The organism is Pseudomonas sp. P7759, from assembly GCF_013386445.1.
GTDB classification, from domain to species: domain Bacteria; phylum Pseudomonadota; class Gammaproteobacteria; order Pseudomonadales; family Pseudomonadaceae; genus Aquipseudomonas; species Aquipseudomonas azotoformans_A.
Map to the genome: position 1 here is coordinate 1 of NZ_JACART010000060.1, position 18,526 is coordinate 18,526.

18 protein-coding genes are annotated in these 18,526 nt (G+C 60.4%); 10 read left to right on the forward strand and 8 right to left on the reverse strand.

Annotation, left to right across the window (positions count from 1 at the left end; all coding sequences use genetic code 11):
- Window positions 1-140: 140 nt before the first annotated feature.
- Both HX823_RS29090 and HX823_RS29095 read right to left on the reverse strand, forming a co-directional pair.
- The gene (locus HX823_RS29090) at window positions 141-1,136 is read right to left on the reverse strand and encodes a GlxA family transcriptional regulator (protein WP_177078064.1); all 996 of its coding nucleotides are present in this window, start codon (window positions 1,134-1,136) and stop codon (window positions 141-143) included.
- Between the two features lie 72 nt (window positions 1,137-1,208).
- Complete coding sequence (locus HX823_RS29095; protein WP_038846974.1) at window positions 1,209-2,153, reverse strand: aliphatic sulfonate ABC transporter substrate-binding protein; 945 nt, start codon at window positions 2,151-2,153, stop codon at window positions 1,209-1,211.
- Window positions 2,154-2,398: 245 nt separating this feature from the next.
- On the opposite strand from HX823_RS29095, the gene HX823_RS29100 reads away from it, so the two are divergent.
- Genes HX823_RS29100 through HX823_RS29120 form a run of 5 tightly spaced genes read left to right on the forward strand, consistent with a single transcriptional unit; the run spans window position 2,399 to window position 7,498 of the window.
- Window positions 2,399-3,337: an aliphatic sulfonate ABC transporter substrate-binding protein gene (locus tag HX823_RS29100; protein ID WP_177078066.1), complete on the forward strand. Its 939-nt coding sequence runs from the start codon at window positions 2,399-2,401 to the stop codon at window positions 3,335-3,337.
- The gene (locus tag HX823_RS29105; protein WP_177078068.1) at window positions 3,334-4,689 is read left to right on the forward strand and encodes an LLM class flavin-dependent oxidoreductase; all 1,356 of its coding nucleotides are present in this window, start codon (window positions 3,334-3,336) and stop codon (window positions 4,687-4,689) included. The genes HX823_RS29100 and HX823_RS29105 overlap by 4 nt, the downstream gene beginning before the upstream one ends.
- Window positions 4,682-5,740, forward strand: a complete 1,059-nt coding sequence (locus tag HX823_RS29110; protein WP_038846967.1) for an ABC transporter substrate-binding protein — start codon at window positions 4,682-4,684, stop codon at window positions 5,738-5,740. The genes HX823_RS29105 and HX823_RS29110 overlap by 8 nt, the downstream gene beginning before the upstream one ends.
- Window positions 5,727-6,716, forward strand: a complete 990-nt coding sequence (locus HX823_RS29115) for an ABC transporter permease (RefSeq protein ID WP_177078070.1) — start codon at window positions 5,727-5,729, stop codon at window positions 6,714-6,716. The genes HX823_RS29110 and HX823_RS29115 overlap by 14 nt, the downstream gene beginning before the upstream one ends.
- Entirely contained in the window at window positions 6,710-7,498 is a 789-nt protein-coding gene (locus HX823_RS29120) for an ABC transporter ATP-binding protein (protein ID WP_177078072.1), read from the forward strand. Before HX823_RS29115 ends, HX823_RS29120 begins: the two co-directional genes overlap by 7 nt.
- A gap of 9 nt (window positions 7,499-7,507) precedes the next feature.
- Here HX823_RS29120 and HX823_RS29125 read toward each other — a convergent pair whose 3' ends face one another.
- Window positions 7,508-8,350, reverse strand: coding sequence for a helix-turn-helix domain-containing protein (locus HX823_RS29125; RefSeq protein ID WP_038846961.1), 843 nt, complete (start codon window positions 8,348-8,350; stop codon window positions 7,508-7,510).
- Window positions 8,351-8,460: 110 nt separating this feature from the next.
- On the opposite strand from HX823_RS29125, the gene HX823_RS29130 reads away from it, so the two are divergent.
- Window positions 8,461-8,871 carry a hypothetical protein gene (locus tag HX823_RS29130; protein WP_038846960.1) on the forward strand — a complete coding sequence of 137 codons (411 nt, stop codon included), beginning with the start codon at window positions 8,461-8,463 and terminating at the stop codon, window positions 8,869-8,871.
- Between the two features lie 157 nt (window positions 8,872-9,028).
- A complete protein-coding gene (glsB, locus tag HX823_RS29135) occupies window positions 9,029-9,937 on the forward strand; it encodes a glutaminase B (protein WP_038846959.1) in 909 nt (302 codons plus the stop codon).
- Between the two features lie 42 nt (window positions 9,938-9,979).
- On the opposite strand, the gene HX823_RS29140 is transcribed toward glsB, so the two are convergent.
- The 5 genes from HX823_RS29140 to HX823_RS29160 form a co-directional block, all read right to left on the reverse strand.
- Window positions 9,980-10,483 (reverse strand): signal peptidase II, encoded by a 504-nt coding sequence (locus HX823_RS29140; protein ID WP_038846958.1) that lies wholly within the window; start codon window positions 10,481-10,483, stop codon window positions 9,980-9,982.
- A gap of 412 nt (window positions 10,484-10,895) precedes the next feature.
- Complete coding sequence (locus tag HX823_RS29145; protein WP_177078074.1) at window positions 10,896-12,164, reverse strand: FAD-binding oxidoreductase; 1,269 nt, start codon at window positions 12,162-12,164, stop codon at window positions 10,896-10,898.
- Window positions 12,161-12,913, reverse strand: coding sequence for an amino acid ABC transporter ATP-binding protein (locus HX823_RS29150; protein ID WP_038846955.1), 753 nt, complete (start codon window positions 12,911-12,913; stop codon window positions 12,161-12,163). Before HX823_RS29150 ends, HX823_RS29145 begins: the two co-directional genes overlap by 4 nt.
- Window positions 12,910-13,578, reverse strand: coding sequence for an amino acid ABC transporter permease (locus HX823_RS29155; protein ID WP_034106261.1), 669 nt, complete (start codon window positions 13,576-13,578; stop codon window positions 12,910-12,912). Before HX823_RS29155 ends, HX823_RS29150 begins: the two co-directional genes overlap by 4 nt.
- Window positions 13,575-14,357 carry an ABC transporter substrate-binding protein gene (locus tag HX823_RS29160; RefSeq protein ID WP_177078076.1) on the reverse strand — a complete coding sequence of 261 codons (783 nt, stop codon included), beginning with the start codon at window positions 14,355-14,357 and terminating at the stop codon, window positions 13,575-13,577. Before HX823_RS29160 ends, HX823_RS29155 begins: the two co-directional genes overlap by 4 nt.
- A 215-nt stretch (window positions 14,358-14,572) precedes the next feature.
- On the opposite strand from HX823_RS29160, the gene HX823_RS29165 reads away from it, so the two are divergent.
- From HX823_RS29165 to HX823_RS29175, 3 genes are all read left to right on the forward strand, one after another.
- Complete coding sequence (locus tag HX823_RS29165) at window positions 14,573-15,352, forward strand: IclR family transcriptional regulator (RefSeq protein WP_177078078.1); 780 nt, start codon at window positions 14,573-14,575, stop codon at window positions 15,350-15,352.
- 151 nt (window positions 15,353-15,503) lie between these two features.
- Window positions 15,504-16,559, forward strand: a complete 1,056-nt coding sequence (locus HX823_RS29170) for a polyprenyl synthetase family protein (protein ID WP_177078080.1) — start codon at window positions 15,504-15,506, stop codon at window positions 16,557-16,559.
- Window positions 16,552-18,495 carry a hypothetical protein gene (locus HX823_RS29175; RefSeq protein ID WP_177078082.1) on the forward strand — a complete coding sequence of 648 codons (1,944 nt, stop codon included), beginning with the start codon at window positions 16,552-16,554 and terminating at the stop codon, window positions 18,493-18,495. Before HX823_RS29170 ends, HX823_RS29175 begins: the two co-directional genes overlap by 8 nt.
- The last annotated feature ends 31 nt before the right edge of the window (window positions 18,496-18,526 follow it).

The following is an 18,526-nucleotide window of genomic DNA, read 5'->3' on the forward strand; positions in this document are numbered from 1 at the left end:
GCCCCGCGCTGGGCTGCGAAGCGGCCCTAAAACCAGCCGCCTCGGTTTATCTGGAAATTGCGGTGATCTTATTGGGGCTGCTTCGCGCCCCAGCGCGGGGCAAGCCCGCTCACCACAAGAAGCCAGATCACCTCAACAACCTAGCGGGAAAACCGCTCCCGATACTCCCGTGGCGAAATCGTCAGGTGGCGGTGAAAGGTATACCGCATCCGCTCCTCATCGCCGAACCCACACAGCCGGGCGATCTGGTCGATATTGCGGTCGGAATCCTCCAGCAGGCGGCGCGCCGCTTCCATGCGGAACAACTCGATGGCCTTGGCCGGTGTGCGCCCGGTGCGTTGTTTGTAGACCCGCGCAAAGTTGCGCGGGCTCATCTGGGCCTGGTGCGCCAGACGCTCCACGGACAGGTCCGAGTCCTGCAAGTTGTCGGCAACCCACAGGTGCAGTTCATCAAAACCCGCGCTGTCATCGGTCTGTGCCTGCAGCAGTTGGCTGAACTGCGCCTGCCCGCCGGGGCGCTTGAGAAACACCACCAGCTCGCGGGCCACCTGCAACGCCACATCGCGGCCGCAGTCGATTTCGACCAGGGCCAATGCCAGGTCGATCCCCGCTGTCACGCCGGCCGAGGTCCACACATTGCCCTGCTGGATAAAGATCGCGTCCATGTCCACCACGATAGCCGGGAAGCCGTGCTTGAGCATGTCGCACATGGCCCAGTGGGTCGCGGCGCGGCGGCCGTCGAGCAAACCGGCCATCGCCAACAGAAAGGTGCCGCTGCACACCGAGGCAATGCGCCCGGCGGTGGCCGAGGCGATGCGCAGCCATTCGACCAGTTCTGTATTGGCCGCCATCGCCTGTTGAATGGCCGGGGCGCCAGGCACGATCAGGGTGTCGATGGGCGTATCAGCCAATTGGCCGAGTGCCACCGTGTCTACGCTCAAGCCTTCGGCGGTCTGCATCAAGCCTCCAGCCAGGCTGGCGGTGTGCATCACGTACCCCGGCAAGCCGCGTTCGGCCATGGCTTTGGTGGCGGCCCAGAACACGGTCTGGGCGCCGGTCAGGTCGAGCAGGCCCATTTGCGGGTAGGCCAGGAACACCAGGGTGCGCGTTTGAGCGAGTGGAGCGATCGGTGACATGGGGGCGTTATCCTGGAGACGGGGAGCAAGGCTCAGCCGTTGTACCATTTACCGCACTCCTTGCTCACCCCCTCAAGGCTTCCAGGTCTGCACATCCTTGGCATCCACTGCCTTGGGCAGCAGTCCCGCCTTGAAGAAGGCATCGGCGATTTTCTGCTGCTCGCCCAGTTGGTCGAGCGTTACCGGTTGCACTTGGTAGCTGCGGTGCGCATTGGCCGCTTCAACGGTAGCCACATCCAGGTTGCCCCACAGCGGGCCGAGTATCTTGGCCGCGTCCTGCGGGTTGGTTTTCACCCACTGGCCAGCTTTTTCCAGCTGCTCATACACCACCTTCAACACCTCCGGGTGAGCTTTGGCGTAAGGCGTGCCGGTCAGGTAGTAACGCTTGTAACTGGCCAAGCCGGCGCCGTCGGCCAGGGTCCGTGTCGGCAGTTGGCGCTGCACGCTGGTGAGGAAGGGTTCCCAGGTAACCCAGGCGTCCACCTTGTTGTTCTCGAACGCCGCGCGACCATCAGCAGGGGTCAAATAAGCCGGCGTGATATCCGAAAACTCCAGGCCCGCCTTGGCCAACGCCGCGATCAACAAATAGTGGGTGCCCGCCGCCTTGGTCACGGCGATTTTCTTGCCTTTGAGGTCCGCCAGTTGCTGGATCGGCGAGTCCTTGCGCACCACGATGGCTTGGGCTGAGGGCGAGGGTGCTTCCTGGGCGAAGTAGGTGAGTTTGGCTTGGGCGGCCTGGGCGAAGATCGGCACGGTGTCGGCCACGTCGGCACTGATGTCGACGTTGCCCACGTTGAGCGCTTCGAGCAGCGGTAGGCCGCTGGGGAACTCATGCCAGCTCACATCGATATTGTCGGCCTTGAGGGCTTTTTCCAGGGTGCCCTGGGTTTTCAGCAGGGTGATCAGGGTCGAGGATTTCTGGTAGCCGATGCGCACGGTTTCCTGGGCCTCGGCGCTCACGGCGACAGAAAAGGCCAGCAACCCGAGTACCGCGGCGAGGGGACGACGTATGGACATGGCGAGCTCGATCTTCAACGAAATAGCGTCGAGCTTAAAGTTCTAAAAACCATTCGTTAAATACTCTTTCGATCTTAGCTTAGGGCGCTTTTCCCGCGATCCGACGAATTGGGCATAACCATAGAATTATAAGATTCTTTCATCATTTCTCGTCGTTAATATAATTGAATGAGTTTTTCTGCTAGGCCTTACGCGGTTTTTTGGCATATGCAGCTCCTTCTATTTCTCTCACGCCAAGGCCTTCCATGACGTTCAAGAAACTTATCGTTGCCGCCAGTCTGCTGTTCGCCGCGGCGGCGGCCCAAGCCGAGCAAACCCTGGACATCAGCTACCAGCGTTCGTCCACCTTGTGGATCCTGCTCAAGCAAAATGGCCAGTTGGAACAGCGCCTCAAACCGCTGGGCTTCACCGTGAACTGGCATGAATTCAGCACCGGTTTGCTCAGTTCCTTGAACGCCGGCAGCGTCGACCTCCATGCCGATGTGGCCGATGCCTTTGCCCTGTTCACCCAGGCCGCCGACGCGCCATTGACCTACTACGCCCAGGAAAACTCGTCGCCGGGCGCCCAGGCGATCATCGTGCAGGACACATCGTCGATCCACAGCATCGCCGACCTCAAGGGCAAGACCGTCGCCGTGTCCAAGGGCTCGGGCAGCAACTATTTGCTGATCTCGGCCCTGAAAAAAGCTGGCCTGACCCTGGCCGATATCACCCCCCGTTATCTGGAAGCCCCGGACGGCGGTGCCGCCTTCGCCAATGGCAGCGTGGATGCCTGGGTGATCTGGGACCCGTTCCTCGCCACCCAGCAACTGGACCACCACGTGCGAGTGATTGCCGACGGCAAGGACGGCCTGGCCGACTACAACCGCTTCTACCTGGCTACGACGAAATTCGCCAAGGCTCATCCGGACGTGTTGCAGGTGACCTTCGACACCCTGCGAGAGACCGGCCAATGGGTGAAGGCCCACCCCAAGGAAGCTGCTGAAATCCTCGGCCCGCTGTGGGGCAACATCGCCCCGGCCACGGTAGAGCGCGCCAATAGCCGCCGCAGCTACGACATCATCCCGGTCAAGCTGGAAAACCTCGCCGAGCAACAGCGCATTGCCGACACCTACTACGCCGCCAAGCTGATTCCCAAGCCGTTGAAAGTCAGCGCAATCACTGTGTGGACGCCAAAACCATGAGCCGCCAAATCCATTTATCTGCGTTCCTGTTGAGTGGGCCGGTGGTGCACAGCCACGCGGTGTGGCGCCATCCGGAAACCGTCGGCAATTACCTCGACCCCGAGTACTACGCACGGGTGGCCAAGGTGGTGGAGGAGGGGCTGTTCGACTTCCTGTTCTTCGCTGATCGCCTGGCCGTGGGCGACCAGATGGGTGGCTCCCGCGAGTTCGCCTTGCGCTACGGCGCCCAGGACGCCACGCGGCTGGACCCGTTGCCGATCCTCTCTTACCTGGTCGGCAAGACCTCCAAGCTGGGGCTCGGTGCGACCCGTTCTACCACCTATTACGAACCGGCGCACATCGCCCGTGAATTCGCCACCCTCGACCATCTGTCCAAGGGCCGTGCGGCGTGGAATATCGTCACTTCGATGAACGACAGCGAAGGGCGCCTGTTCGGCAAGGACAAGCACCTGGAACACGACCTGCGTTATGACCGCGCCGATGAGTTTGTCGAAGTCGCGCTCAAACTCTGGAACAGCTGGGGCAAGGACGCGCTGAAGCTGGATCGCCAAAGCGGGGTGTTGGCGGACCCCGCGTTGATCCGTTCGGTGCAGCATCAGGGCGAGTGGTTCCGGGTTGAAGGCCCGCTGAATATTCCACGCACGCCCCAGGGCCGACCGGTGCTGATCCAGGCCGGTTCTTCCGGGCGTGGTCGGCGCTTTGGCGCGCGGTGGGCCGAGGCGATTTTTACCATCCACCCGCACTTGGCGGCGATGCGTGCGTTTCGCGATGACGTGCGTGCGCAGGTGGTGCAGCAAGGCCGTGAGGCTGACAGCTGCAAGGTGCTGACGGCGGTGATGCCGTTTATTGGTGGCAGCGAGGCCGAGGCCCGGGCCAAGCGCGACAAACACAACGCTTTGGCGCGGCCTGAGTTGGGGCTGGTGACATTGGCTTCACAGTTGAATGTCGACCTGTCGCCATTCCCGCTTTCGGCGACGCTGGCTGAGATCGCCCAGTCGCCGCTGATCCACCCGGCTGCCGCCGAGAAGCTGTTGATGCAGGGCCCGGACACCACCCTGGAACAACTCGGGCGCATCTTCGCCAGCAGCGTGCGGGTACCGCAGTTGGTGGGCACGGGGGCGCAGGTGGCCGATCAATTGGCCGAACTGTTTGAGCAGGGTGGGTGCGATGGGTTTGTGATTTCACCGGGGTACCTGCCGGGCTCGTTCACTGAGTTTGTCGAGAGCGTGATTCCACATTTGCAGCGCAAGGGATTGTTTCGCACGGCGTACGAAGGGGCGACGTTGCGCGAGCATTTGGGATTGGCTGATCTCAACAACAGAATTGATAAAAAGGATATTTCGCATGGCTGATTTCGATCATTTAACCCGCCGCCGCCTACTCGGCCTGGCCGGTATCACCCTGGCCAGCCTGTCGCTGCCACGCCTGGGTTTCGCCGCTGACGAACACGCTGGCCATAACACTTCACAGGAACCCGCCGGCACCGGTGAATTCATCCGCCTCGACGCGCCACGCAAGTTGAAACTGGCAGTCAACCTCAACGCCGTGTGCCTGGCACCCGTAGTAATCGCCCACGGCCAGGGCTTTTTTACCAAGCACAATCTGGACGTGGAGTTGGTCAACTTCGGCAACTCCACCGAGGTGCTGCTGGAAGCCATCGCCACCGGTAAAGCCGACGCGGGCGTGGGCATGGCGCTGCGTTGGCTCAAGGCCCTGGAGCAGGGTTTTGACGTAAAACTCACGGCGGGCACCCATGGTGGTTGCCTGCGTTTGCTCAGTGCGGCGAATGGCGGCGTGAGCAAGCTGGAAGACCTCAAGGGCAAGGCCATCGGCGTGACCGATATGGCCAGCCCGGACCGCAATTTCTTCTCGATCCTGCTGAAAAAACACGGCGTGGACCCGGTGCGCGACGTGGAGTGGCGCCTGTACCCGGCCGACCTGCTCGGCACGGCCCTGGAGCGCGGCGAAGTGCAGGCGGTGAGTGGCAGTGACCCGTTCATGTACCGCCTGATCAAATCCGGCGTGGCCCGTGAACTGTCCACCAACCTGGTGGAGGAATACGCCAACCTCAGCTGCTGCGTGGTCGGCGTCACCGGCAAATTGGTACGCGAAGACAAACGCGTGGTTGCGGCGCTGACCCAAGCGATTCTGGAAGCCCACGACTATTCCGTGCAGCACCCCGAAGAAGTCGCCAAAGGCTTCCAGGCTCATGCGCTGAATACGTCGGTAGAGGAAGTGCAGGCGATCCTCCACGACCACACCCACGGCCATCACGCGGTGGGCGCGGCGCTGACCCAGGAAATCCTCACCTACGTGACCGACCTGAAAACCGTCGAAGTGATCAGCAAGAGCACTGACCCGGTGGAGTTTGCCAAGGAGATCACCGCCGATGTCTTCAGCTGATGCAACAACTCTGGCGCCAGCCCTGGTCTACAAAATCGGGTGGCAGGATGTGGCAGTGGTCGGGGCCTGGCTGGCTGTCGCGTTGCTGATCAGCTACTGGCCCAACGCGACGCGTAACTGGCCGATGACCCAGGGCTTGGCCAATCTGAGCGTGGGCATCGCAGCGCTGTTCGTCGTGTTGAGCCTGTTGGGGCGCAAGGTAGCGAAGCTGGGCCTGCGTCTGCGCAACGCGGGTCCCTGGCTGATTGCCTTGCCGGCGCTGCTGGGTATCTGGGAGCTGCTCACCGCCAAACTGGCGCTGTTGCCGGTGCCGTTTTTTGCGCCGCCCCAGGCCTTGCTGGCGGTGTATATCGAAGACTACGCACGCCTGGCCGACAGCCTGCTGCACTCGGCGTTGCTGCTGGGTTCGGGCGTGGCGCTGGGGGCGATCACCGGGTTCATTGCGGGTGTGGCGATCGGGTGGTCCACGCGCATCGGCTACTGGCTGCACCCGGTACTGCGCATCCTCGGCCCGGTGCCGTCGACGGCATTATTGCCGCTGTGCTTTTTCCTGTTTCCGAGCAGTTGGAGCGCCAGCGTATTCCTGATCGCCCTGGCCACCTGGTTTCCGGTCACGGTGCTCACCTGGTCGGGCGTGGCGAGCGTGGATAAAGCCTATTACGACGTGGCCCGCACCCTCGGCGCCAAGCAAGGTTTCCTGATTTTCAAGGTGGCGATTCCAGCAGCCTTGCCGCATGTATTTGTCGGTTTGTTCATGGGCCTGGGCGCGTCGTTTTCGACCTTGGTGGTGGCGGAGATGATGGGCGTCAAATCCGGCATCGGCTGGTACCTGCAATGGGCCCAGGGCTGGGCCGCCTACGCGAATATGTACGCCGCCTTGCTCATCATGGCACTCGCCTGTTCGGGGTTGATCACCGGGTTGTTCCTGGTGCGTGACCGGTTATTGGCCTGGCAGAAAGGATCGATGAAATGGTAGCCCGGGCACACGCCGTATCGGCGTCGGAGGGTTTGGCGTTGCGCATCGAAAACCTCAGCCATGGCTTTGCCTTGGACGGCCAGCATCTGCCGGTGTTGGAACGGGTTTCGTTGGACGTGGCACCCGGCGAGTTCGTGGCCCTGCTCGGGCCTTCGGGGTGCGGCAAGTCGACCTTGCTGCGCCTGGTGGCCGGCCTGGAACCGGCGGACTCCGGCTGCTTGTTGGCCGACGGTACCGCCATCACCGGCCCGGACCCGAGCCGCGTGGTGGTGTTCCAGGACCCGACGCTCTACCCATGGCGCCGGGTGTGGGACAACGTCGCCGTCGGCCTGGAAGCCCAGGGCCTGCTCAAGAGCCAATCGGCCAAGGTCGATGAAGCTTTGGCGAAAGTCGGCCTCAGCCAGTTCGCGCGCGCGTATCCACGGCAGTTGTCCGGTGGCATGGCGCAACGGGTTGCCTTGGCTCGCGCACTGGTCAATCAACCACGCCTGCTGATCCTGGATGAGCCCCTGGGCAAACTCGACTCACTGACCCGCATCACCATGCAAAAAGAGCTGATCGACCTGTGGCAACGCCAGGGGTACACGGCGTTGCTGGTGACCCATGATGTGGAAGAAGCCTTGCTGCTGGCCAACCGTGTGATCGTGTTCAGCGACCGTCCGGCGAAAATCCAGGCGCAGTTGACCATCGAACGGCCGTATCCTCGGCACCGGGACGATCCATATCTGGTGGACTTGCGGCGGCAGATCCTAGGCCTGTTGGGGCTGGGCGAAAACTGGTAACCCGCGGGCTCAGTTGAGCGCAATCGTCGCCGGCGCAAGGGCATTCAAGGCCCCGGCACGGTCTGCCAGGTAACGCGCCGGCGGCTGGCCCATGGTCTTGCGGAACATGGTGATAAAGCCGCTGGCGTTCTCATAGCCCAAGTCCAGGGCCACGCGCTGCACGCTCTCACCCTTGGCCAGCCGTTGCAGTGACAAGATCACATGCAACTGCCGGCGCCAGCGGCCAAAACTCAGCCCCAGTTCTTCCAGCAACAGGCGCGTCATGCTGCGCTCGCTCATGCCGATGCGCACGGCCCATTGACTAAGCGTGGCCTTGTCTGCCGGTTCGGCCAGCAGGCTATCGGCCAGTCGGCGCAATCGCGGGTCCTGAGGCATCGGCAAGTGCAAGGCTTCGACAGGTGCAGCGGCCAACTCATCCAGCAAGGTGTTGATCAAGCGGCCCTGGGCGCCGCTTTCGTCGTAGAGCAGCGGGAAACTCACGGCCTTGCTGATCAGCTCGTGCAACAGCCCTGACACGGCCAGGGTGCAGCATTGCGGGGGCAGGGCGCAGGCGGCGTCGGGGTCGATCAACAGACAATAGACTTCCGCTTCGCCGGAGCCGCGTGCCGCATGGGACGTACCGCCGGGAATCCACAGTGCGCATTGCGGTGGCACGATCCAGATACCCGCCTCGATCTCGCAATGGATGACCCCGCGCAGGGTGTACAGCAACTGGCCCTTGCGGTGGGCGTGCTGCGCATGCTCCCAGGTGTCCGACGTGCTGGTGGCGCCCACGGCTACCACCGCGCGGGGGAATAGATCTGCATCCTTGACCATCGAGCGGTCATGCATTTCAAGGCGATGGTGTTTCATGAGAAGGATCGCAGGTTGGCTGAATTGCGAAACAGTCTGGCTATTCTGTGCAATGCCGTCTAGTGGGTGGATCGTTAAAGTGAGAGCCATTCTCAACAAGGAGCTCTGCCATGCGACTCGACAGCACAACATTCCCGGTGGTGAAAATCGTTTTCGACGCGCCCAACGAGGGCGGGCCGGAAGATGCCTTCCTGGTCTTCGAAAACCTGCTGGCCCGCCAGCAACCCTTCCTGCTGCTGCATGAAAAATCCGTGGACGAAAACAACCACGAACACTCCCACGAAGAGCGCAAGCAAGCCTCGATCTGGATGAAGAAAAACAAGCAGGCGCTGCGCACCTACGTCCGAGGCATGATCCAGGTGGAACCCAGCGCTGCACAGCGCCTGGCGCTCAAGCCGTTTGCCGTGATGTTCGGCAAGGCCTGGGGCTATCCGTTGTTGGTGGTGGAATCCAAGGACCAGGCCTGGGCGCTGGCGCGGGATGTGCTGGATGAGCGGGTGTCGGATGTGGCGCACTTTTGAACGCCCGCACGGTCGCGCTGTGACGAGGAGGTTCCCGCTCGCCACAGGGGGGACGGGGGAGGCTTCACGTTCTGTAGTACGCCACCTGACCTGGGTGTTTCAGGTATCCTCCGCGCCTCGTTTTCCACCGATTCAAAGACAAATGACCGGACAAGACATGCAGGCGATGCTCTCCTCGATCCTCGACGAAGTGCGCCCCCTGATCGGCCTCGGCAAGGTTGCCGACTACATCCCCGCATTGGCCGACGTGCCGGCCAACCAACTGGGCATCGCCGTGTACGGCAACGATGGCGCGGCCTATTGCGCCGGCGACGCCGACACCTTGTTTTCGGTGCAGAGCATTTCCAAGGTGTTCAGCCTGGTGCAAGCCATCGACCACGGCGGTGAAACCATCTGGGAGCGCCTGGGGCATGAGCCTTCCGGACAGCCTTTCAACTCCATGGTGCAACTGGAGTTCGAGCGCGGCCGCCCGCGTAATCCATTCATCAATGCCGGTGCGCTGGTGATCTGCGACATCAACCAGTCGCGCTTTGCCGTGCCGATCTTGTCGATGCGCGACTTTGTGCGGCGCCTGTCGGGTAACCCGCAAATCCTGGTCAATAGCATCGTCGCCGAGTCCGAAGCGCAACACGGTGCGCGTAACGCGGCCATGGCCTATCTGATGAAATCGTTCGGCAACTTCCACAATGACGTGGATGCGGTGCTGCACAGCTACTTCAACTACTGCGCGTTGCAGATGAGCTGCCTGGACTTGGCCCGCGCGTTCAGTTTCCTGGCCAACGAAGGCATAAGCGCCCACAGCGGCGAGCAGATTTTGACGGCGCGCCAGACCAAGCAGGTCAACTCGATCATGGCCACCAGCGGGCTGTATGACGAGGCGGGCAATTTTGCCTATCGCGTCGGGTTGCCCGGCAAGAGCGGGGTAGGGGGCGGGATTGTCGCGGTGGTGCCGGGGCAGTTCACAGTGTGCGTGTGGTCGCCGGAGTTGAACGCGGCGGGGAATTCGCTGGCGGGGATGAAGGCGTTGGAGTTGTTGAGCGAGCGGATTGGGTGGTCGGTGTTTTGAGTGCGGGGAATTGATGGCCGTTGCCCTGAATTCCCCAGATCATCAGGCTTTGCGTGGTTTTACGATTAGATCGAGCATCAAAAACAAGGCACCGGCCGTAATAGCGATATCAGCAATATTGAACACGCCAGTGTGCGTCGGCCCAACATTCAGCACCATGTAGTCAACCACATGCCCGTCGCGAAACACGCGGTCAATCAGGTTGGCGATACCGCCCAGCGCAATCGCATACAGTGGCAAGACTTTACGCAGCGGTTGGTTCCAATTGGAAAGTGACCACCCCAACGCCCAAGCCACCACGACCGCCACACCCACGATAAAGATCAGCTGTTTGACCTGCGACGGTAGCGCCGCGCCCAGGCTCAGGAAGGCGCCTGGGTTCAGGCTCAGTTCCAGCGCGAGGTTGAGGGGGCTGGCGCCGAATTTGAAGCTGTTGGCTTGCAGTGAAACCAGGGCCAGTAGTTTGACGAGCTGGTCTATGGCAACAAAGGCGATGCCTGCGAAGAGGGCAAAGGTGCGGCTTCGCAGTAGGGACGACGTGCTCAAGCGGTGACTTCCTGTTCCGGGTCGATCGATAAGGCGTCCGAAGATAGCTCAGGCGCCTTATGTCGTCTACGTACGGTGAAGAGTGTTTCTGGGGGATTTGGGTGGTGAAACTCTGTTGACAAGTGGAGCTACCAACGTACGCGGTCAAACGAAGAGGGTGGCAGCTGTACGCGGGTTGACCGACCGGTTGTCAACGAACCCGGCATACCCGAAGGTATCCCGCGCACAACTGCCGCGACACAATACCTCAGGCACAAAAAAACGCCTAAGGCGGGTGCAGGGCGTAGCAGTTCGTTAACAAAGTCAGACGGTCAAATCCGGACGCCGAATTGGCAGCGACGGCGGAGAGGTTAATTAGCCAGGTTCCGAGCGACAACCTGAAACCCTTGTGGGAAAAGTCCTAGATCGCATATCAGCTGATATTGAGCCGATCCAACAAGCTATACCAAGCCACCCCCGCCCCGATATAAAACCGCTGCAACCCATGCATCGGCAAGCGCTGCAACGGCGTCACCGGGTAGGCAAACTCTGCCTTGCGGTCACACAACCGCTCCGCCAGTTGCTGCCCCAGGCTGGTACACAGCGCAATCCCCCGACCATTACAACCCAGCGCCAACGTGAGGCCTGGCGCAGGTTCGTGGACATGGGGCATGAAGTCCCGCGTGATCGCTATACGCCCAGCCCAGCGGTATTCGAATTCCAATGGCCCCAGCTGCGGAAACAGCAGCGCCAACGAACGCTCCAGGTGAGCAAAGTCGGTGGGCGATGTGGGGTCGTTGAACAGCCCGCGTCCGCCCATCAGCAAGCGGCCATGGCTGTCTTTGCGAAAGTACAGCAGCAGCCTTTGTGCGGTAGAGACGGTTTCCTTGCCCGGCAAAATGCTCTCGGCTGCATGCCCCGTCAGAGGCTTGGTCGCGACGATAAAACTGTTCGCCGCGAGGATGCTTTGCGCCATGCCCGGCCACAGGTTGCCGCTGTAGCCGTTGGTGGCGAGCACCACTTGGTCAGCGGTCACCTGCGCACCGGAGGCGGTCTGCAATTGCCAGCCGAACCCCTGACGCTGCAAGCCTGTCACCGCACTCTGCCCATGAATCCTTACACCTGCCGCCAACGCAGCGCCCACCAACCCACGGGCATACGCCAACGGCTGAATCGCGCCGGCGCGGCCGTCCAGCCAACCACCGGCAAACGCGTCACTGCCCATGCGTAAAGCCACCGCCGCAGCATCCAACCGCTGCACCGGCACACCACGCCGGGCCCACTGATCTGCTCGCGCATGCAACCCGGCGACGCCTTTTCCGGTGTACGACACCTGCATCCAACCCTTGCGTACCGGCGCGCAATCGATGCGGTGTTTTTCGATCAGCTTGAACACCAGGTCCGCCGAGTTCGACACGGTTGAGATCAACGGCTCGGCACGTTCCGGTCCATACATCTGCACCAGTTGTTCCGGGTCATATTTGAGGGTGGGGTTGACCTGCCCACCGTTGCGCCCGGACGCCCCCCAACCCGGCTCATTGGCTTCCAACACGCAGACGCTCACGCCTCGCTCGGCCAAATGCAGCGCCGTGGACAAGCCGGTATAGCCCGCACCGACAATCGCCACATCCACCTTCACCGATTCACTCAACGCAGGCGTCGGCACCACCGACGGTGCGGTCGCGGACCACAATGATTTCATGACAGGCTCCGCGTATCGCCAGTGGGATGCAGCACACGGCGCAGGAAGTCCTGGGTGCGTGGATGCTGCGGATTGCCCAGCACCTGCTCCGCCGCACCGCTTTCGACGATGTAGCCGCCATGCAGGAAGCACACGCGGTCGGCCACTTCGCGGGCAAAACCCATTTCATGGGTGACCACGATCATGGTCATGCCCTCATCGGCCAGGGTGCGCATCACCGCCAACACATCGCCCACCAACTCCGGGTCGAGGGCCGAGGTGGGTTCGTCGAACAACATCGCTTCGGGTTTCATCGCCAGGGCGCGGGCGATGGCCACGCGTTGTTGCTGGCCACCGGAGAGTTGCTCCGGGTAGGCGTCGGCCTTGGCACTCAAGCCGACCTTTTCCAGCAACACCAGGGCTTCCTCGCGGGCTTGTTGCGCAGGTTCGCCTTTGACATACACCGGGCCTTCCATGACGTTTTCCAGCACGGTGCGATGGGGGAACAGGTTGAAGCGCTGGAACACCATCCCCATGCGGCTGCGCAGGGCGTGCACGGTCTTGCTGCCGCGTTGTACGGTTTGGCCGAACACGGTGATGACGCCGCCGTCATAGGCTTCCAGCGCATTGATGCAGCGCAGCAAGGTGGACTTGCCTGAACCCGAAGGGCCGATCAGGCACACCACTTCGCCCTTGGCCACGTCCAGGTCGACGCCGTGCAGCACGCGGTGGCTGCCGTAATGTTTTTGCAGTTGGCGTATCTCGATCATGCTTTTTTCCTCCGGCCCAGGTGCTGTTCCATGCGGCGCAGGCCATACACCAGCGGCAGGCTCATCAGCAGGTAGAGCAGGGCGACCAGGGTGTAGACGGTCATGTTCTGGAAGGTGGACGAGGCGATGAGTTGGCCCTGGCGGGTCATCTCGGCCACGGTAATAGTCGATACCAGCGACGAGTCCTTGAGCATCATCACCAGGGTGTTGCCGTAGGGCGGCAGGGCGATGCGGAACGCCTGCGGCAGGATCACCCGGCGCATCATCAGTGCCGAGCGCATGCCCAAGGCTTCGGCGGCCTCACGCTGGCCCTGTTCGACGGCAATGATCCCGGTGCGGAAGTTCTCGGCCTGGTACGCCGAGTAGGCGATGCCCATGCCGATCACGCCCGCGTAGAACGCGGTGAGGTGCACACCCATGTCCGGCAGCACAAAGTAGATGTAGAACAGCTGCACAATGATCGGCAGGCCACGGATCACGTTGATGATGGTGCTGGCCGTCCACGACAGCGCGCGGATCGGCGACAGCTTGAGCAGCGCCAGCACCAGGCCGATCGCGCTGCTGAGCAGGAACGACAGCACGGTGATCTGGATCGTCACCCAGGCGCCTTGCAGCAGGATCGGCAAGAAGTCCTGGGCGTTTTGCAGGAACTCAGCCGGGTTCATGGGCGCACCTGGGTATCAAGTCCCCACTTCTTGAGGATGCTGTCCAGGGTGCCGTCGGCCTTGATGCTGGCGATAGCGGTGTTCAGGCGCTCCAGGGTTTGTGCGTCACCCTTGCGCACCACCAGGCACACTTCGCCGACATTGGTGGGCTTGTAGTCCGGGGCGAGTTTCACGCCTTTGAACAGCTTCTGGCGGATCTGGTAGGCCACCACCGGCTGGTCGCCCACGGCAGCCTTGATGCGGCCCAGGGACAGGTCGCGGACCATCTCGCCGATGGAGTCGTAGGTGCGGATTTCCTTGAAAATACCGAGCTTGTTCAGTTGGTCATAGAAGACGGTGCCGGCTTGCACGCCGACCACTTGGTCCTTGAGTGGCATAAGGTCCGGGTAGGCGGTGTTGTCGTCGGCATTGACGATCAGGCCTTCACCGTAGGCATACACCGGGGCGCTGAAGTCGACCACCTTGGTGCGCTCTTCGGTCTTGAGCATGCCGGCGGAAATGAAGTCCAGCTTGCCCGAGGTGAGTGATGGAATCAGTGCCGCGAAGTTGGTCTGCTCGATCTGGCTAGTGAACCCGCCGGCCTTGCCCACGGCCTCGGCCACATCGACCATCACACCCTGGATGCTGTTGCTCTTGATGTCGAGAAAGGTAAACGGCGAGCCACTGGCGGTTGCACCGACTTTGTACGAGGACGCACTGTCTGCGTGCGCGGCGCTGACACAAACGGCGGCGCACAGACCGAAGGCAAGGCGGCGAAACAACGGCGAAAGACTGTTCATCGGGTTACTCCAGAAGGAAAACGGATCGTCAGTACCGCAAGCGGTTATTGATGAAATCGCAAGCTCTGTGCCATTTCGATTGATAAAAATCGGTATGTGCTATCTAAAACCGACAAAACGAACCTTTCGTATCGATATGCGATATTTAATTGTCTATTTTTGTTATTTGAGGTAGAAATATCGCCACGCCTGATTGACCTGACCGCGAGCCCGCCATGTCTGAAGAACGCAACAGTCTGCACAACCAATCCCTGGAAAAAGGCCTGTCGGTGCTCAAGGCATTCAGCGCGCAGCGCCGCAGCATGAGCCTTGCAGAGGTGGCCGAGGCTGCTGGCATGACCAAAAGCTCGGCCCAGCGCATGGTGTTTACCCTGGAAAGCCTGGGTTACCTTCGGAAACACTCCCGCACACGGCATTACCAACTCACACCCCGGGTGCTGGAGTTGGGTTTCAGTTATCTGGATGCGCATTCGTTGATCGAGGTGGCCAATCCGTTTCTGTCGGAGCTGACGCGATTGACCGGCGAGACGTCATGCCTAACCGAGCCTGCGGGCTACGACATGACCTATATCGCGCGTTTCGTCAGCTCAGGGTTCGTGCCGGTGCACATGCCGATCGGTTCGCGTGTGCCGATGTATTGCACGGCGTCGGGGCGCGCGTATTTGAGCGCGTTGCCGCAGGAGGAGGCGTTGGTGTTGATCGAGAACAGCCAGCGCATTGCCCACACCAGCCAGACGCTGACTGACGTCGAGCAGATTCTGGAGTCGTTGCAACAGGTGCGCGAGCAGGGCTACGCGGTGAATGGCCAGGAGCTGTTCCTGGGCGACATGACCATCGGCGCGCCGGTGTTGGGTGCCAATGGCCGGCCGGTGGCGGCGGTGCATGTGGTGGCGCCGACCAGTCGGTGGAGCAGGGCGGATGCGGAGAAGCAGTTGGCGCCGGCGTTGTTGCAGTGTTCGCGAGCATTGAGTAACTCGGCGCGGAATCTGGGGTGATGGCCGGTGTTTGACGCTAGAAAAAACCTCACCTAGGCTCACCCTTCAATCGGTGGCTTTCTTGAGTCATTGCCTCACGCATTTTGTTGGCATGCCGTTCGACCCAGTTAAAGCTGATCCTGTCGGGAACCCGTTCAGGGAAGAGCGCGTCATGGCTATGCTGCTTCAAGCAACACAACCACATTCAACTCTGCTGCTGCAAATGCTTGAGAGCGATTTCTCATCCTCCTCAACATTTGCACAGGAGTATCACTTGGCTGCAGGTTTCTGGAACGAAGCACTCCTGGACCCGGCACGCACATTTTTCCGTACGCCTGGTAAAGGATTTCGTGCGTCTCTGGTGAATCTCGGCTGGCACCTGGCAGGGCGCGAGGAGTGCGCACCTCCAGAACTGGCAATTATCCTTGAGGCACTCCACGGCGGTTCGCTGATCGTGGATGACATTGAAGACAACTCATCCTGGCGACGTGGCAAACCAGCGTTGCACGTTACCCATGGGCTGCCGCTGGCGTTGAATACCGGCAATTGGCTGTATTTCTGGGCGCTCAGCCTGATACAGCGTTTGGGCCTGCCCGGCGCCGTAGAGCTGAAGGTATCCCGCGCAGTGTCGTCGACGTTGCTTCACTGCCACTCGGGGCAGGCATTGGATCTATCTGTACGCTTGACCGACTTGGAACAAGCAGAAGTGCTTTCGGTTGTATCCGTGATCTCAGGTTTGAAAACAGGACGACTGATGGCCTTGGCTGCGTCGTTGGGTGCCATTGCGGCAGGAGGGTCGAAATCCCTTGTCGAGAGCCTGACAGTGTATGGACAGCAGGTGGGTGTGGCGCTGCAGATGTTGGATGATCTGGGTAACTTCGGTGAGCAGCTCGACCCCATCAAGCGATATGAAGATTTACGCAATGATCGGCCCTCTTGGGTGTGGGCGTGGCTGGCGGAGGACTTGAGTTGCTGTTATTTCAACTCATTGAAGAAAAAGGCCCAAGCTGTTGTCGAGCCGTATGAAGTGCAGTCGCTGGCAGATGACATTTGCCAAGCACTGGGCGCTCGAGGGACTCAACGAAGTAATAATATTCTGGATCAGTCGTTTCGAGAGCTTTGTATCAAGGCGGGACCGCATCAGGGACTTGATGAAGCTCGACAGCAATTGACGCAACTCAGGGCGAGTTTCATCGGGTCTACAAGAGTGTGGTCTGATCATGAGTGACTCGTTCATCCTTGAGAAAGCACAGCAGTGGCTGCGTGATCCTTGCGAAGTACGTCGTTTACGTACGCACTTTATACGTGCGGGCTCAAGAGCGGATATATGGAGTGCCGCCGCGATGGGGTTGACGGATGCCAGCGTCCAGTCAATCTTCGCCTCCATGAACAGCGGGAAGGTGATTGTGGGGAGCGACAGTGCACTGACCTACTTGGTTGGCCTTCCTGTATACGTGCCATATGCGTCGCACCGTATAGAACACAGTGCGCAGGGGGGCGCGTATTTTGATCAGTTGTTGGCATTGACTGACGAGAAATCACTTTGCAAGACGGTATCGACGGGCGCAATTGCGGCGATGACATTGATCGCGGGAGCCAGTTTATGGCACGCATCTAAGGGAGTGAGTGAACAGAGCCGTCGCATTGCCAGTGGCCTGGCTGCTATTGCGCGCCCTGCACCAAAAAAGGGTTTGGAGGTTCAACGGTTATTCAGCGCCTACCGCACTGTTGCTCCCGGTTTGAAAGCGCAGGATATGCCCGCAATGATCATTCGCGACTTCTGCGCCAGTACATTTGCATGGCAGTGCATTCGCAGCCCGGACGCACGTATTCATGATCTATGTGGCTCATTGCTGGTGCTCACGACGGCCGTCGATTATGTGGGGGCCGCCGATGATCCCGGGGCGAAGCGGGCGGCCTACAGATTGGCTGCCAGCGATGGCTTTACGCACTTGGGTGGGGATTCTGTCAGGCAGGCTTTGCAGGACATGGTTACGGCTTGTGCCTTTATGAAAACCAAGGATGTGCTGGTCGCAGCTTCAAGGCATTGGGGGGAATTGGGCGGCTTTGTCGAAGCGGCAGGCGGAGGGATAACACCTGATGAATTTATCTTGGCGCGTTGGTGGGATGCGGCGATGAGCCCTTATCACCGTATGGTAATGAACTCTGACGGCTATGATTACTTGATGAACGAAGCGGGCGCTTTCGATTCATTTGCGCGATGCGCCACCGTCCAACGAGCTATCGATAATCTGATTCGCTACAGCGAAGTGGTGGATTTCGTTGCAGATTATTCGAACGAAGAGTTCTTCAATGAGGCATTTGTTGCGTTGTCGATGGGGGGCGTCAAGGCGTTGCGTGGTTATGGCACAAGCCTTTCCTGCGTAACTGATGAGCTATTGCGTTGCGATTGTGGCGAACCAGGACATGATGAGGCAGCGGAGATGTCCATGGGTGGATGTCTTTGGTATCTGCTATTGCCACGCTATCAAGCGTGGAGGCAGTTACGCGCGTTCAGTGCTGGTGAAGAAGGCCTTGCCAGTGCATTTACACTGCCGCCTGCGGGGCGCCGATTACAGTTTGCGACGCAGATACTGTTGCCGGGCAAGCTCCTTCATGGTGTCTCCTGGCAGCCACTCTGGCGAGTTATGCCATCGACAGAACGTCCCATCCTGATTGCAGAACTGACGCGTCGGATTGTCAGGCGTTGCCTGCTAATCGATGTGTGGCGGCGTGAATGTCATGATTCGCTGACCGCTATTGCACAGCCATTGTTGCAGCAATGCGACACGCTCGAAGACAGCGCTGATCTACGCGCGCTGTTTTCACACTGGCATGCGCTGTTTGATGCTTGCCTGCAGCTGAGTGGTACGCGCGTTGATTCTCATCAGTCACTCATTGATCCCTTTAAATCCGTTCTGGCACGACTTTGGGGATGTATTGTCGCTTGTGATGAACTAGCTGGCGTTGATACTGAGCAGTTGTATGTTGATTGTGATGCGGCGGTTCGGCGTAGCTACACGTTACCTGTGGAGGTGGGGTTGATAGTCAGGCGTGCATTCTTCGGCATAGCAACCAGTGCCGTGGAATTGGCGGGTTTCAATCCTTATGCGCGTCTGACGGATGGCATTGCGAGCCAATGTGAAGCGTCTGGCGATGAGTGACGTGGCAGAACCGGGGGCTGTTCATGCAAAA